Genomic DNA, 13,958 nt, shown 5'->3' on the forward strand with positions numbered 1-13,958 from the left:
TTTCAAAATTTAAGTAATGTGCTAATACTTGTTTACAGTTTTTTTCCTTACTCTACGAATAAGTGAGAAGAGTTTACCTATTATTCATGAATCCCTAAAGAAATAAACTTGCATACTTACAAAAAAAGACTACTTTAAGGCTTTAGTATACAAGTGAATCATTTAGTTTACTAAGTTAAACTAGGGCTGTTTCCAACCCTAGTCTCGTTTTGATTATTTTCATTTATCCTTCTAAAACTCCTGTAATAATTGAATACGAAAATGGTAATTTCTTTTCTATTATGACAACTCGATCACCTATTATAATTACTTTCTCAATGTCAATAAACCCCGTAATTGCTGTTTCAGTTAGTCCTACTCCGACATCTGATTGTGTTACATCTGTTACAATTTCAATAGTTGGTTGTCCTAATTCAACAGACATAAACTCACCTCCTTTTGTTTGATAATTTCATAGTATTCATGTATAAAAAAATAGCTTGGATCCTAGTTTACGAAAACAAAAAAACCCTGCATTCAAATATACAAATGCAAAGTTTTACTATACTTTTTAGTTTTAAAGCTCATTCTAAGGTACATTTTTCAACTGTAAAACGTTAACACACGTATTAAACAGATTCGTATGAATGTAATTTAATAGCAACAGCAACAAACTTTTCAAAAAAATTCTAAATAAAAAACGTTATGTTTTATGATAGTGCTTTTTATTGGTGACTTTTGTTATATTTATTAAAATTTATATATAAACATAGACAAGAAAATAAGAGCCCCACGAAAAACATTACTCCACCTAGTGTAATATAAGAATATAAGTATCCCTCTTTAATGATTAAGAATTCTTCAGAATTCATACTTCCTCCCCTTTTCTCTCTCAAGTATTTATTTGCAGTAACTGAACCATAATTAACACTATTCATTAAAAGAAGCAAACCCAACAATGTAAGGGATAAAGTAAAAAGCAAAAAACCGTACAAGTTCATAAACCTCTTCATATCCTCTCTCCTTATCATCGTGTTAACAAATCAAAAAGAAACATCATAAAAGGCTGCTCTCGCATTACTTGTTGCTTTTAGTAATACGAGCTAAACACCGGTATTTTTTCTTCACTAAAGGCTATAAATATTAATACACATCAGTTACTAAAATGTGGAGTTAGTATAGTTTTATGGACACAAAAACGTTAAGTACTTAAAATGTACTTAGAAAGGTTGTGTCCGGATGGGAAACAAAAATACAGGCAAAAAATATACCCAAGATTTCAAGAAAATGATTGTTGAACTTTACCGTTCTGGTAGCTCAGTCAAAGAACTTAGTAATGAATATGGCGTATCGGAAGTAACTATTTATAATTGGAATAAGAAGTACTCTCCTATTAAAACAGAAGATGGTTTAAGCCTTACAGCTGATGATATTTCTAAGATGCAAAAGCAGATGCTTCGTCTTCAAGAGGAGAATGAAATCTTAAAAAAGGCTATGGCCATATTCGCGAAAAAGTAAATTCAGACGAGCTAATGGGCTTCATCCAAGAGAAAACGACAGAACATCCAGTGTCACTTATGTGTGAGGTATTGAATATACCTCGCAGTACATATTATCAATCATTAAATAAGGTTGAATCAAAACGTGAAAAAGAAAATAGACAAATCACTGAGCGAATGACAACGATCCATAAAGAGAGTAAAGGACGTTATGGGGCTCCAAAAATTCACCATCAACTAACAGAAGAAGGAATACACATCAGTTTGAAACGTGTTCAACGTTTAATGAAAAAAGCTGATATCCACTCTATTGTTAAAAAGAAATTCCGTCCATATAGTTCAAATGAGAAAGTTGTAAATCGAGAAAACATCTTGAAAAGAGATTTTTCAACTGCATCAATTAATGAAAAGTGGGTGGCTGATATAACTTATGTGCATACGGTGAAAGACGGATGGTGCTATTTAGCATCGGTGATGGATTTACATTCGCGAAAGATTGTCGGCTATTCCTTTTCAGAGGAAATGACAACAGACGTCGTAATAAAAGCTCTAGAAAACGCTTACGTAACTCAATTACCACCCGAAGGGTTAATTCTACATACTGACCTAGGTTCACAATATACAAGCCAAGCATTTACTGATCGTATTAAATCTTATGGTATAACACACTCCTTTAGCCAAAAAGGATGCCCTTATGATAACGCCTGTATTGAATCTTTCCACGCTATATTGAAGAAAGAAGAAGTAAATCATGTTCAATATCTAGACTATAAAACTGCCAATATCGCCATCTTTGAATTTATCGAAGCATGGTATAACAGAAAAAGAAAGCATAGCAGCATTGCTTATAAAACACCCCAAGCAATAGAAGAACTATTCAAAGACTCTGCATAAAACTTAATCTTTTTGTGTCCAAGATATTGACTCAAGTTCAATGTGACTAAAAAAAAACAAAGTATACGAAAGGAGCCAAATAAAAGAAATTTACAACCTGTCATTAGAGTTTGTTTTTCAATTATTCCTACCAGCTTAAGTAAGAGTTGTTGTTTCAGTTAATCATTCAAACTAATCTTGTCATATCTTTATAGTAATAATTATATAACAGAGAAGTTCGAATATGACGACAACAGTGATTGATGTGAAAACTGTGACCACTACTTTACCTGTTGTAGATCATGTTTATCTGCCCAACCTATCTTTCAATGGAAAACTCGCTAACTAAGCTAGCAATGACGAAAGAACTGTGTCGTCTTTGATGTAAAAATTACCACTATTCTGATGAGGATATTTCCATTATTCGCCACCTTTACTCCAGATGGCAAACTGCTTGTGTAGTTGAGAGTTCCTCTTGGCTTGACAGTCATGATTATTGGATAATTATCATTGGTCTAGAGTTATTGTCTATCAAGGTCACCTCTTTTCAACAAACTAGTTAATTATAAGAAACGCCCAACTCTACACATAGAGTTGGGCTGTTTTCATATCATCCAGTCAGTGAAATACATTGTATGTTTTTAAGGATAACAGTATATTTCAACGGCTTATTTTTTGTCCACCTTTTGTCCATCTTAACCGGTTTAAACTCCAAGATTCTCCTTCAAAGTCATCTTCAGCTTTAAGAGGCGATAGATATTGTGTAAAATTAATAGAATTTTAAGATATTGTTCGTCCTCTTCTTGAGTTTCCATTTTCCAGTTAATCACTTTTATACCCTCATGGAGTGGGATACTCGGAACATTTCTGTAAATCCCGTTTCATTACTAAATGAGTTCTCTTTGATACAACTTCAAGCTCATCAACTGCTATGGAATAAGTTAATGAGAAAAAGCAGATACAGACTTGAAGGAGATTAAGAAAATTCCCCTTATTTCATAAAGAGCAAATATCTCTACGGTAAGTTATTTATAATGTCTAATAGAAATACAAACGATCGCCCTTGAAGAAGAATATTTATTTTGAGGGTGATTTATTAAGTCAAATCTGCAGATTAGGGTGGAGGAGGGCTAGGTAACGAAGGACTAATACATCTATCGATCAGTTTATAAGAATAATTACCAATACAATCTCCACCCCCATCACTCATGCAGGCAACAGTGATATTAGATACATTTGTATATGCAATACTTAAAGTATTGCTATTTTCCGGATCATTTGGAAGAGGGATATCTAGTACAACATCTACACCGTTTGTCGTGATAGTAACACGAAGGCCACAGGCAGAATCCTCTCCTACAGCAATTGACCCGGACAATAGTCCTCTAAAGTTCCCACCAAAAACCGTCATAGATTGACCACAAGTAAGGTTGATATTTCTGGTTTGCGAATCAATTTCCATCGGACAATCGCAGCAAGCTATCTTTTCCGTACTGAGCGTCTTGGTACTTCCGCAACAGGAGGATTTTGAAACATAGGCACCCATAAAAGAACCTCTTTTCATCATTTGTTTGGAGTATTGTATGCAAAGTTATATATTTTTGATTAGACGGGTAAGTAAAAATTCTTTGGTGAACTGACGTCAACAAGTAAACTGGAACGTACAGCGATCACCGTTATTTTATCTGTAACCATGTTGCCAACACAACTGAGTTTTATAAATAGGATTTAACTGACATTACACAGTTAGAGATTAATAGACACAACATCCATTATGTTGATTAACTCAAAAAGATCCCCAGATAATTCTAGGGATTAGAAAAATGAAAAAGAGAAATATGGTTATGCATAACCATATTGTAATTTATCACATAAATGTTAAATATAGGATTATAATATTGAATTTATTAAGAACTTTTCAATTTTAGGTAATTGTTATTTTAACATTAGTGCTACAGACTCTCAGACATAATTATTATTGTTTTCACACTTCAGTAATCACTCTGCCTCATAGGTATAAATACATTTCTTATATTATGTACTAGTATCTACACATAAGTGCTTTATGAGACATACTATAAATTTGATATTTATATTAATTAATTGAGAGGATGAGGAATAACATGGCTCATAATTGTACTTTTTTAAGTTTATTCACTTTAGCATTCTGTGATTCTTGTAAAGAGGATTATGATATTGCGGGTAAAGTTGAAGGTGCCATTGATAGTTTAACTAACGTTGATATTGCTAAGCAATTTGAGAGAATGCTTGAGATTAGTGATGCAACAGACGATGCAGATTGCAGATTTCTGAGTTTATTCACTTTAGTATTCTGCGACTGTAAAGAAGAAGACCCTAAACCTAAACCACCTTGGGTTAAGTAAATATATATCTATTGTTATTCTTTACAACTGAAAGAGTACTCGAATTTGGGTATTCTTTCAGTTTGTCTAAGATTTTTATAATGATTTGAGACAAAATTTACTTTTCTTTATCGAACTATATGATAGATAAATGCAAAACTTTAACTCCTCTATTCATATAAATACAGATAATTAAGTTGGAAATTCCTTTCCGACTACAAAATATATTATTCCCAATCATTTGTGAGGATAGATAACTAGATTTTTTATAACTTATTTCTTTACTAAACGAACATATTTTCGTATATAATAAGTACAGAGGTGATACGTTTGAAAGATCGAGGAATTATGAAATGGATGCCCGCATTTATACAACCTGAACATATGAAGATGATGAAAGAAGCAAAGGCTGATTATTATAAGGTGCAAAAGCCTGTCTTAGATGAGCATGAGATAGAGGAAATTAATAGTACAGTCCTGGAAGCTTTGGAGTTTACACAGGAAGTGACTGTGACATATTTTGAGAACGGGGCTTTTAAGCCATGTATGGGATATATTCATTTTATAGATCAATTCCACAGGCATATTAGAGTAACCGATAAATTCGATGAAATACATATAATTAAATTTGAAGACATTATTAATGTACAAATAATATAACAAACATCATGATGTACCCGACAGAGTGAACACATAAAAAACCTACCTATAATGGTATATGTTATTTTGAGTAAGGATTATCTTTTTATATGGCTGTTTTCGCATTAATTGTTGCTTTTAAAAATAAGAGCACTCCAGCTCAATACTGGAGTGTACTCATATTTGTTACCCAAATAAACACCTTGCAACTTTAACTTCATTTTCTAATACACATGCTTCAGTTCTAATATCCACTTCAACAAAAACAAATATCTCGCATCCTTCAAACCTATCAGCTCTACATTCTGCCCTAGCTTCAACAACTCTACAGTTTTTGATTTCACAAGACTCAAATACATCAGGGATGTCTACAGTAATATTTCTCGTACAAACTGCAGGACATAATTCTCCACTAGGTGCTTGAGTTTGAACTAACACCGAAATTTGGAAAGTAGCACTTACATCTGCTGTTTTTAATCCAGTAATTGAACTATCCTCTTTGACCTCACAACAAGAATCTATAAAACATGCTCTACAATCATCTATACGAACAATTGGAAAATCATTGCATGTTTCTAAACAACAAATAATTTCTTCTTCACTCCTACATGTTCTCTCTTTTTTAACAGCTACGTTACATAATGTTATACAATCTAATTCTTCAACTGGCTCTGCTATTATTTGTGAAGGTTCACAAAATGTCACTTCTTTTTCCATAAATGTTTCCAACCCTTTCTTTTTTTTGTACACTATATAAGTATTGTTATTAACTAAAAAAGGGGATAGTTGGTTTGTACATTTTATGGAAAATCAATTAATTTACTAGTTGTTAACATGGAATATTTTTTTAAGTTGTTTTTGTTACACTCATGCTCTTACTTTCTTATCCCTTTCCATCTTTCCGTAATGTTCGTACCTTTCAAACTTAGCTAGTATTTATGCTTTCATGCAAAATTGCACCAAGCATTTGATTTTTTTCCAAATATTAAAACCATTTTTGAATCTTTGTATGTATTTATGTGATGAAAATAACTTTAATTACACTTCATTTTATATCACCTATTTACCCCCTATTACTTGGATTGGCTACACTTCATTCAAGTGACTAAGTCATTTCATTGCATACCAGCAATTAAGTATTTCAAAATACATAAAACCTCCATATTTATGTAACTATGTCACTTACATTATCTTGATTGAAATCATTTGCTTCAATTAATGAACAACTAAACTGTCATACTTCCTCACACAATTCCAACCTTTTACCTCTATACTAGATATTATGCTTATCTTGAAGAAGATTACATGGTAAGTATTTATGAATTACCGTTTTAGAGAGATTAACAAACAATTGAAGTCTAATTTAAGTAAAATCCTCATGTTTTTTTACAATTTTTTAACATCAATTTTATTCCTGTATACAAAAATGGAATCTTCATCATGATAACAAGGTAGTCAACCGAAAACCTCCTCATTATCTACAAATAATAGTAATTAGTTCTTATATCAATCCAAATTTACTAGTTCTAACAGTTTATTAAACTCCTATAGCATTCTTGTATACCGTTAATTGCTAATATTACTTTTTGCAAAATCCACCCTTTACTTAGAATACGGCTTTCAACTATTACTTTTTGTGATTCAAATTGATGAAATGTACATAGGACAAACATACACACATTACTAGAATTAAAGAATAGAATATGACAGTAATCATTAAATTTTATGAAAGATGGTGAAGTTTTGACAAACCCAACTTCTGGTTATGTCACAGATAACCGAAATATTACAGGCAAGGGAACACCAAACCTCTTTTTTGATATAAACCAAAATGTATTTTTTGAACGAAATCCTGAAAATATTGCATTTGCTTTAACTTCAACACAAAATCCCTCCATGATAGGTGGGGCTGTTGTAAGTTTAAATTTGTCTAAAGGCTTTATAAGGGAACCACACTGGCATCCAAATGCATGGGAAGTAGATTTTCTTGTTTCCGGAAAGGTCATTATTTCTGTTTTAGACCCCAATACTCCACAATTAGTAACATATACTTTGGATAAATTTGGTCAAACAGTTTTCATTCCTATGGGATGGTGGCACTGGATTTCAGCGGTTGAAGATGATACTAAATTAGTTCTATTTTTTAATAATGATCAATTTGAGTCTACGGAAGGATCAGTCTCACTAACAAGAACACCTCCTGCAGTGTATGAAAATGCTTATAATATAGATCCCAATTTAATTTCCAGAGCTCTTGCACCAATTGAAGGAACAGATGGTGTAATAATAGGACCTCCTCCAGAAAACTAATAAAACAAAATGATTCTATAAAAATTGATTCATAGCAGTGACCAGGATTCTCCAGGTCACTGCTATACTTACATGTATTATAACTAGAATTGTATGAAGAAACAGAAATAACTACCTAGTAAAACAAAGACGTGTTTCTATAAGCATTCACTGAAAAATAGAACACGCAACAAGGTTTGTGTTTATAGATTATGCATAGATAATTTAGATGTCTTACACTTTTTGTAAACCTATATTTGGTATATTTATTAAGTTATTCATCTGACCTAGCATCGAGGTCATTTTAGAAGAGAATCAACTGGTTATTTAGGAATCAAACAGCTAATGCACGGAATTGATTTTTACTAACGATCGTTTGAGTAGGGGAAATTAGTAGAGGGGGAGAATAACAATACTACCCTACATTTAAAACAAGTTGACAATATATCTTCACTTTGACCATAAGGTGCATTGTATCTAATAAATCATGCCATTCAGTTTTCTATTAACCTCCATATAAAATACTCGTTTTTTGTATCTTTCCCTTAATTTACTTTATATGCAGCACATATTAAATTCGTTTACATATATTGTTTTTGTAAATCATAACTTGATTTTCTCAGTATGCAAGGAGGCATATAATGGCAACTTGGAAAGAAACTTTAGCATGTGTTAGAGATTGCATTGATGAATTTGAACCAGGTTCTCTGGATCGATTCGCTTGTATTTTAGATTGTTATGAAGAGAAGGCAAAACAAATTTTGACTACTAGCCTATTCCCTACAAACACACCTGCTTTTGTTCAAACTGTAGAGATTCCTCCCAACGGTAAAGATACTATGGAAGTTTTTTTATTGTTAATTGATCTACTTCCACCTCAACAGTTTGAATGTGTAGATAATCTTGACGACCTAACTGAATTGGAATTTAACAATGATATTGTAGATTTAACCTGTGGTAAACCTAAAAGTAATAACTCGTTTTAAGAATCTAGCTCCTCTTTGTTAGGGGCTAGAATTTATTTAGCTATAATGAGAGTTTTATTGTGTCATAGCTTAATCGTACTTTTTAATAAAACATATTATATTTAACATGTAACTGTTTTATGGACACAACTTCCTTAAGTACATAAAATGTACAAAAGGTGGTTGTCTCTATACAAGAAATAATAATACAGGCAAAAAATATTCTCAAGATTTCAAGAAGATATCGTTAAACATTTAGTTCTGGTAGCTTAGTTAAAGAACTTAGTGATGAATATGGTGTAGCTGAAGTAACCATTTATAATAGGAATATGAGAATACACTCATATTGAAACAGAAGATGGTTCTAGCATTACGGCTGATGATGTTTCAAAGATACAAAAACAAGTGCTTCGTCTTGAAGAGGAGAAAGAAATCTAAAAAAAGGCTATGCGCCATAACATGAAAGAGGAAATAGATAAATTACTGAGCAAATGACAACCATCTATAAAGAGAGTAAGGGGCGTTATGGGTCTCTAACAATTCTCCATAAATTAACAGAAGAAGGAATCCACATAAGTTTGAAACGTGTCCAACCATTAATGAAAAAAACCGATATCCACTCTATTGTTAGTTTAAATGAGAAAGTTGTAACTAGAGAACACATCTTCAAAAGAAACTATTTACTTCTAAATTAATGAAATTGGTCGAAGATATTACTTATGCGTATACGGTATAAGATGTATAGTGCTATTTAGCATATGTGATGGATTTACATTGACTAAAAATTGTCGGCTATTCCTTTTCATCGGAAATGACAACTGAAGTTATAATAAAAGCTCTGAAAATGCTTGAACAACTCTATTGCCACCGAAGGGTAAATTCTACATACTGACCTAGGTTCACAATAAACAAGCCAAGCATTTACTGACTGTATTAAATAAATCTTACAGTATAACTCACTCCTTTAGTCAAAAAGGATGTCCTTATAATAATCCCTGTATTGAATCAATCTACCCTATATAATAGAAGGAAAAAGTGAATCATGTTCAATATCTAGTCTATAAAACTGCCAATATCTCCATCGATGCATGTTATAACAGAAAAAAGAAAACATAGCCATCGCTTATATAGGCCTCATTCTTATCACACTAGCAAATGATTTAAATTAAATAGAGCGTTTTATTGATTAAATTTAATGGATAAATCCTATGTAAGAAGATATCCTAAAAAACTAGGTTATCTTCATTTATATTCTAAAATTCAAACGTAGCCGTTACTGGAAAATGATCGGAAAATCCATCTGAGTTTTCTACAGTTGCATCAGTAACATCTGCGCCCGAAAGTGTAAGAATCCAATCAATGGCTGCTCCTCGATCTGTTGTAGGAGGCTTGGCTGTATTAGGGTTTGCAACATCCCATGTGTCCACTAAATTTACTGGATTAGGTATGCCTTCAATTGGAACTTGATCCAACAGGTATTGCATTACAGAGCTATTCCTATTCGAGTTAAAATCTCCTACTGCAATGGCGACATAATCATTACTGCATGACTGCATTTGATGCTGATTAATTGTTTCAGCTTGTATGATGGCTTGCTCTTCTCTGCTTGATAATGGCTGAAAGCAGAAGTGATTATTATAAAAATAGAATTCATTGCATGAGTTATTTTCTCTTAAAAGCAGCCACGTAACATAGCGTATAAAATTACACTCAGCAGCTTCAACAAAACCTGAATCAAGAATTGTAAAATAGTCTTTTCTTATTAAAATAGGGTTATCATAGTTACCAGGAATGTTAAACTCAACTAAATCGTATGAGTCAGATAGTCCATCGATTAAATCTACTCTTTGAGTTGCCAAAGCTTCTTGAAGCCCTGCAATATCAGGATCTATTTCGAGAATTTTGTTAATAATGCCATCTTTACGACTGTTCCAAGTTCTTCTATCAGCTAGAATATTAAAACTCATTGTTTTCATTTATTGCTAACTCCTCTCTTAATTATTCACAACATTATATGTGAAAAGAGAGAAACTGCTTGTACTGATAACTTACTATATTAATACAATTTAAAACGCGAACAGGTAAAATCATCATTTTCATATATTTTTTCACTTGTAAAAAGCAGCCACAATAACTCCTATTTCATTAAAATTCAAGTTTTATTTTTATATCAAACGACTTGACTAACATCATTTTAAAAATTCTCTCATATTCTTTTATTAATCATCTAATGAAGAGTTGTATAAATATGGATATTAGTAATTGCTGTGAAGATCCATATTCTAATTTCAACAATTTCAGTCGTGAAACTCCACTTGCTATTGCTATTGCTCCTATTAGAAAAATCGCTTATGCTAACTACATTAAATGTGTGGACAGGACACTATATTTTTGTAATTTTTTTCTTTATTAAACGAACGTATTTTCGTATACAATAAGTACAGAGAAGATACGTTTGAAAAATCGAGGGATTATAAGATAGGTATCCGCAGTTATACAACCGGAACATATGAAGATGATGAACGAAGCAAAGGCTTATTATTATAAGGTGCAAAAGCCTGACTTAGATGAGCATGAGATAGAGGAAATTAATAGTACAGTCCTAGAAGCTTTTGAATTTACACAAGAAGCGACTGTGACATATTTTGAGGGAGGGACATTTAAACCATGCATCAGGGAAATTCATTTTAGAGATCAAATAAATAAGCATATTAGAGTAATCGATAAGTTCGATGAAATACATATAATTAAATTTGATGACATTATAAATGTACAAATAATATAACAGCCCTACATACTCTGCAGGGCTCTTTTTGTCGTGGTAGTCAATCGTGTTGTTTTGTTAATATATGTTAATTCATAGTTATTAATGTATCCATTCATAATAAAAATGGTCTTTTTATTATAAACCTTATAAACGCAACAATATAATACTCTTTTCTGTTGTAACTAAAGGTGACGATTTCCATCTTTCTTCTATTATTTCTTGCTCTTGGTATTATCTCCAAGTTTCAGTCCTACAAATATTGAAGCTTCAAACCACCCTAATGTCTCTTCATTGTGTTGTTACAGAAAAAAGCCTATCTTATGATAGACTTTTCAAGGTTGTGACTAGATTTTCACAGCATCCTTTAACTCTTTACCTGGTTTAAATGCAGGTGCTTTACTTGCTGCGATTTCAATTTCTTCACCTGTTTGTGGATTACGTCCTTTACGAGCTGCTCTTTCACGTACTTCAAATGTTCCAAAGCCGAGAAGAGAAACTTTGTCACCATCTTTTAGTGTTTCACTAATTGAGTTGGTTACTGCTTCTAATACTTTACTTGCGTCCTTTTTGCTAAGTTCTGCTTTTTCAGCAACTGCGTTAATAAATTCTGTTTTATTCATTATATTTCCACCTTTCTATGTAACAGACTTATATCTTATCAGATACATAGTTATAAGGTAAATACCCTTTCCCATCATGCTAACTAGCTTTCGCAAGCCCAGCCATCTTTGTCACGATCATGTTTAGATGCATATGCAGGATGGTCGGAACCAACTCCGTTTGGATATATCTTTTTAAGTTCTGTACAATTTATAAATGATTCTACGCCTACTTCGTTTGATGAACTATCATAATCTTGTTCAGTAGATGTTGAATTTATTTTTGAAGCTTCCTTTTCTCCATCTAGATCTCCTTTGGTAGTTCCGTTTTCTCCGAAAGCCCACAGTCCGATATTATTTTCACGCGCTTCCCTTGCAAATTTGATAAAATAATCACTATATTTTACATCTGGAGTATATGTAGAAGGCTCTGCAAAACCATTAATGACCAAATCAGCATTAAACATTTTTTCTCTTATTTCTGATTCATCCATATCATCTGTAGGAATATCGAGCCAAATAATACGTAAGAAACGATCATACCTGTCAGTATCAGATACGTCTTTTTGTAACCACACTTGTCTTCCTTCTAATTGTGATTGTGTGTATTTACTTGCTTCTTTTCCATACTCTTCAATTCTAGACGTCGATTCTGGAGTATTTACACCAACCAAACGTATTTTCCTATTGTCAGTCAATTCAACCGTATCACCATCTACAATTCTACTAACAGTAGCTACTTCTAAATGAAAACGTTGAGCTAATTCTTCTTGCTCTTTTTCTTTTTCAAGTTCCTCTAATTGTTTTTTAGCTTGTTCATCCTGTTCAGCTAATATTTCTTTCTCATTATCTTTATTTTCTATTGTTGTTTCGATCTTTTCTTCTGATATATTGTCCAATGGTGCTGAACTTGACGTATTAGTACAACCAGCAATGAATATAGATAGCAACAAGCCTATAATAGTTAACAACCAATTTTTCTTCACGATATCCCCCACCACATCTATAAATCATTAATAATCATCTTTGTTTTTTAGTAGTTGTATTATTCACAACAGTAGAAATAGCATGTTTATATATTAGCTGTTGTTTCCCTTCTACGTCTACAAGTACAGTGAAGATGTCAAAATCGATTACCTTACATCTAAACTGAAAGCCCCCAACCAAAATAATTGTAACAAGCAATTGATTTTCTTTCGCTTCTAAAAGTTGAGTATCTTGTTGATTGATTTGACTTTTATTACTTTTCATTTTTTGACCCTCTTCCTTTGTATAATCCATATGTAGTCTTTAACCAAATAAAATGGTCATTTTATCTGTAATTAACTATTTCTGAATAATCTATATGAAATTTTATCTCCGGTATCCTTTAAAAGAATTTGGATATCCTTCCTTATAAGGTTGTTAAAACCTTCGAACTTCTCTATTAATTCGTCTATATTATTCACTTCAAATAAATCTTTAATTTTGTCGAAGTGCCTCTTTGATTCTAGCTTTTCCAATATTTTATTGTTTGAAGTATAAACGTATGAAAAAGGAAACCCTGGTTGATCAAATTCACCGTTAAACTTCAATGATGATAAGTAATAAAGAATAATATCAGCTTTGAAATGTTAATTTTTTCCACTTACCTTCTCCTCCTTCAACAATAATATTTTCTACATAATTTTGGTATATCCTCTAAAATAAGATATGAAAATACATTATATTTAATAAAATATAAGCTTAACAATTCAGACTTTAATCTAGTATTCTGGGAAACTATTCATATAAATACTTCTCTATCTAACGGGAGATACATATGAAGAAAACGAGGAGATTTACACGAACGGGAGTAATAGAAGATTGCAAATTATATGAGTTAGATAATTATCATGAGGTATGGATTGTTAAGTGGATTCTATATCGTATAGATGGGAAAGGTGAAATGCACATAATAGGTCAAAGATAAGTCGTTTATCTGAGGTTTAAAAATCATGTTTATC

At 32.0% G+C, this 13,958-nt stretch carries 15 protein-coding genes; 8 read left to right on the plus strand and 7 right to left on the minus strand.

From position 1 onward, the window contains the following. Positions 1-223: 223 nt before the first annotated feature. Positions 224-424, minus strand: coding sequence for a hypothetical protein (locus V1503_RS01000; protein ID WP_320257408.1), 201 nt, complete (start codon positions 422-424; stop codon positions 224-226). A 794-nt stretch (positions 425-1,218) separates the two neighbouring features. On the opposite strand from V1503_RS01000, the gene V1503_RS01005 reads away from it, so the two are divergent. Beyond that, a protein-coding gene (locus V1503_RS01005; protein WP_410624125.1) for an IS3 family transposase occupies positions 1,219-2,372 on the plus strand; the annotation gives its coding sequence in 2 pieces (ribosomal slippage) (positions 1,219-1,471 and positions 1,471-2,372; 1,155 coding nt in all). Positions 2,373-3,465: 1,093 nt separating this feature from the next. Here the strand turns inward: V1503_RS01005 and V1503_RS01010 are convergent. Continuing rightward, positions 3,466-3,897: a hypothetical protein gene (locus tag V1503_RS01010; protein ID WP_410624127.1), complete on the minus strand. Its 432-nt coding sequence runs from the start codon at positions 3,895-3,897 to the stop codon at positions 3,466-3,468. A 577-nt stretch (positions 3,898-4,474) separates the two neighbouring features. On the opposite strand from V1503_RS01010, the gene V1503_RS01015 reads away from it, so the two are divergent. Together V1503_RS01015 and V1503_RS01020 are read left to right on the plus strand one after the other, a co-directional pair. After that, positions 4,475-4,735 (plus strand): hypothetical protein, encoded by a 261-nt coding sequence (locus V1503_RS01015; protein WP_214484525.1) that lies wholly within the window; start codon positions 4,475-4,477, stop codon positions 4,733-4,735. A gap of 309 nt (positions 4,736-5,044) precedes the next feature. Continuing rightward, positions 5,045-5,374, plus strand: coding sequence for a YolD-like family protein (locus V1503_RS01020; protein ID WP_410624129.1), 330 nt, complete (start codon positions 5,045-5,047; stop codon positions 5,372-5,374). Between the two features lie 165 nt (positions 5,375-5,539). Here the strand turns inward: V1503_RS01020 and V1503_RS01025 are convergent, their stop codons facing one another. Next, the gene (locus tag V1503_RS01025) at positions 5,540-6,070 is read right to left on the minus strand and encodes a hypothetical protein (RefSeq protein WP_410624131.1); all 531 of its coding nucleotides are present in this window, start codon (positions 6,068-6,070) and stop codon (positions 5,540-5,542) included. A gap of 1,026 nt (positions 6,071-7,096) precedes the next feature. Here V1503_RS01025 and V1503_RS01030 point away from each other — a divergent pair. The 3 genes from V1503_RS01030 (at position 7,097) to V1503_RS01040 (ending at position 9,302) form a co-directional block, all read left to right on the plus strand. Further along, complete coding sequence (locus V1503_RS01030) at positions 7,097-7,663, plus strand: cupin domain-containing protein (RefSeq protein ID WP_214484522.1); 567 nt, start codon at positions 7,097-7,099, stop codon at positions 7,661-7,663. A 620-nt stretch (positions 7,664-8,283) separates the two neighbouring features. Next, positions 8,284-8,628, plus strand: a complete 345-nt coding sequence (locus V1503_RS01035; RefSeq protein WP_410624134.1) for a hypothetical protein — start codon at positions 8,284-8,286, stop codon at positions 8,626-8,628. Between the two features lie 470 nt (positions 8,629-9,098). Continuing rightward, positions 9,099-9,302 (plus strand): IS3 family transposase, encoded by a 204-nt coding sequence (locus V1503_RS01040; protein ID WP_410624135.1) that lies wholly within the window; start codon positions 9,099-9,101, stop codon positions 9,300-9,302. A 558-nt stretch (positions 9,303-9,860) separates the two neighbouring features. Here V1503_RS01040 and V1503_RS01045 read toward each other — a convergent pair. Next, positions 9,861-10,583 (minus strand): endonuclease/exonuclease/phosphatase family protein, encoded by a 723-nt coding sequence (locus tag V1503_RS01045; RefSeq protein ID WP_410624137.1) that lies wholly within the window; start codon positions 10,581-10,583, stop codon positions 9,861-9,863. A 533-nt stretch (positions 10,584-11,116) separates the two neighbouring features. On the opposite strand from V1503_RS01045, the gene V1503_RS01050 reads away from it, so the two are divergent. Next, positions 11,117-11,392: a YolD-like family protein gene (locus tag V1503_RS01050; RefSeq protein ID WP_410624139.1), complete on the plus strand. Its 276-nt coding sequence runs from the start codon at positions 11,117-11,119 to the stop codon at positions 11,390-11,392. 326 nt (positions 11,393-11,718) lie between these two features. On the opposite strand, the gene V1503_RS01055 is transcribed toward V1503_RS01050, so the two are convergent. From V1503_RS01055 to hfq, 3 genes are all read right to left on the minus strand, one after another. Continuing rightward, positions 11,719-11,994, minus strand: a complete 276-nt coding sequence (locus V1503_RS01055; protein WP_320257411.1) for an HU family DNA-binding protein — start codon at positions 11,992-11,994, stop codon at positions 11,719-11,721. An 83-nt stretch (positions 11,995-12,077) separates the two neighbouring features. After that, positions 12,078-12,959, minus strand: coding sequence for a thermonuclease family protein (locus tag V1503_RS01060; protein ID WP_410624142.1), 882 nt, complete (start codon positions 12,957-12,959; stop codon positions 12,078-12,080). Positions 12,960-12,993: 34 nt separating this feature from the next. Then, the gene (gene hfq, locus V1503_RS01065; protein ID WP_214484516.1) at positions 12,994-13,224 is read right to left on the minus strand and encodes an RNA chaperone Hfq; all 231 of its coding nucleotides are present in this window, start codon (positions 13,222-13,224) and stop codon (positions 12,994-12,996) included. 550 nt (positions 13,225-13,774) lie between these two features. Here hfq and V1503_RS01070 point away from each other — a divergent pair. Continuing rightward, complete coding sequence (locus V1503_RS01070) at positions 13,775-13,924, plus strand: hypothetical protein (protein WP_214484514.1); 150 nt, start codon at positions 13,775-13,777, stop codon at positions 13,922-13,924. Positions 13,925-13,958: the final 34 nt, after the last annotated feature.

It is taken from the genome of Nanhaiella sioensis (genome assembly GCF_046557775.1).
Taxonomy (GTDB): domain Bacteria; phylum Bacillota; class Bacilli; order Bacillales; family SM2101; genus Nanhaiella; species Nanhaiella sioensis.

Bases quoted from the DNA above. Each gene is read 5' to 3' on its own strand.
- V1503_RS01025 (WP_410624131.1), bottom strand. From the start codon at position 6,070: ATGGAAAAAGAAGTGACATTTTGTGAACCTTCACAAATAATAGCAGAG.
- V1503_RS01040 (WP_410624135.1), top strand. From the start codon at position 9,099: ATGACAACCATCTATAAAGAGAGTAAGGGGCGTTATGGGTCTCTAACA.
- V1503_RS01010 (WP_410624127.1), bottom strand. From the start codon at position 3,897: ATGGGTGCCTATGTTTCAAAATCCTCCTGTTGCGGAAGTACCAAGACG.
- V1503_RS01055 (WP_320257411.1), bottom strand. From the start codon at position 11,994: ATGAATAAAACAGAATTTATTAACGCAGTTGCTGAAAAAGCAGAACTT.
- hfq (WP_214484516.1), bottom strand. From the start codon at position 13,224: ATGAAAAGTAATAAAAGTCAAATCAATCAACAAGATACTCAACTTTTA.
- V1503_RS01045 (WP_410624137.1), bottom strand. From the start codon at position 10,583: ATGAAAACAATGAGTTTTAATATTCTAGCTGATAGAAGAACTTGGAAC.
- V1503_RS01070 (WP_214484514.1), top strand. From the start codon at position 13,775: ATGAAGAAAACGAGGAGATTTACACGAACGGGAGTAATAGAAGATTGC.
- V1503_RS01050 (WP_410624139.1), top strand. From the start codon at position 11,117: ATGAAGATGATGAACGAAGCAAAGGCTTATTATTATAAGGTGCAAAAG.
- V1503_RS01015 (WP_214484525.1), top strand. From the start codon at position 4,475: ATGGCTCATAATTGTACTTTTTTAAGTTTATTCACTTTAGCATTCTGT.
- V1503_RS01035 (WP_410624134.1), top strand. From the start codon at position 8,284: ATGGCAACTTGGAAAGAAACTTTAGCATGTGTTAGAGATTGCATTGAT.
- V1503_RS01000 (WP_320257408.1), bottom strand. From the start codon at position 424: ATGTCTGTTGAATTAGGACAACCAACTATTGAAATTGTAACAGATGTA.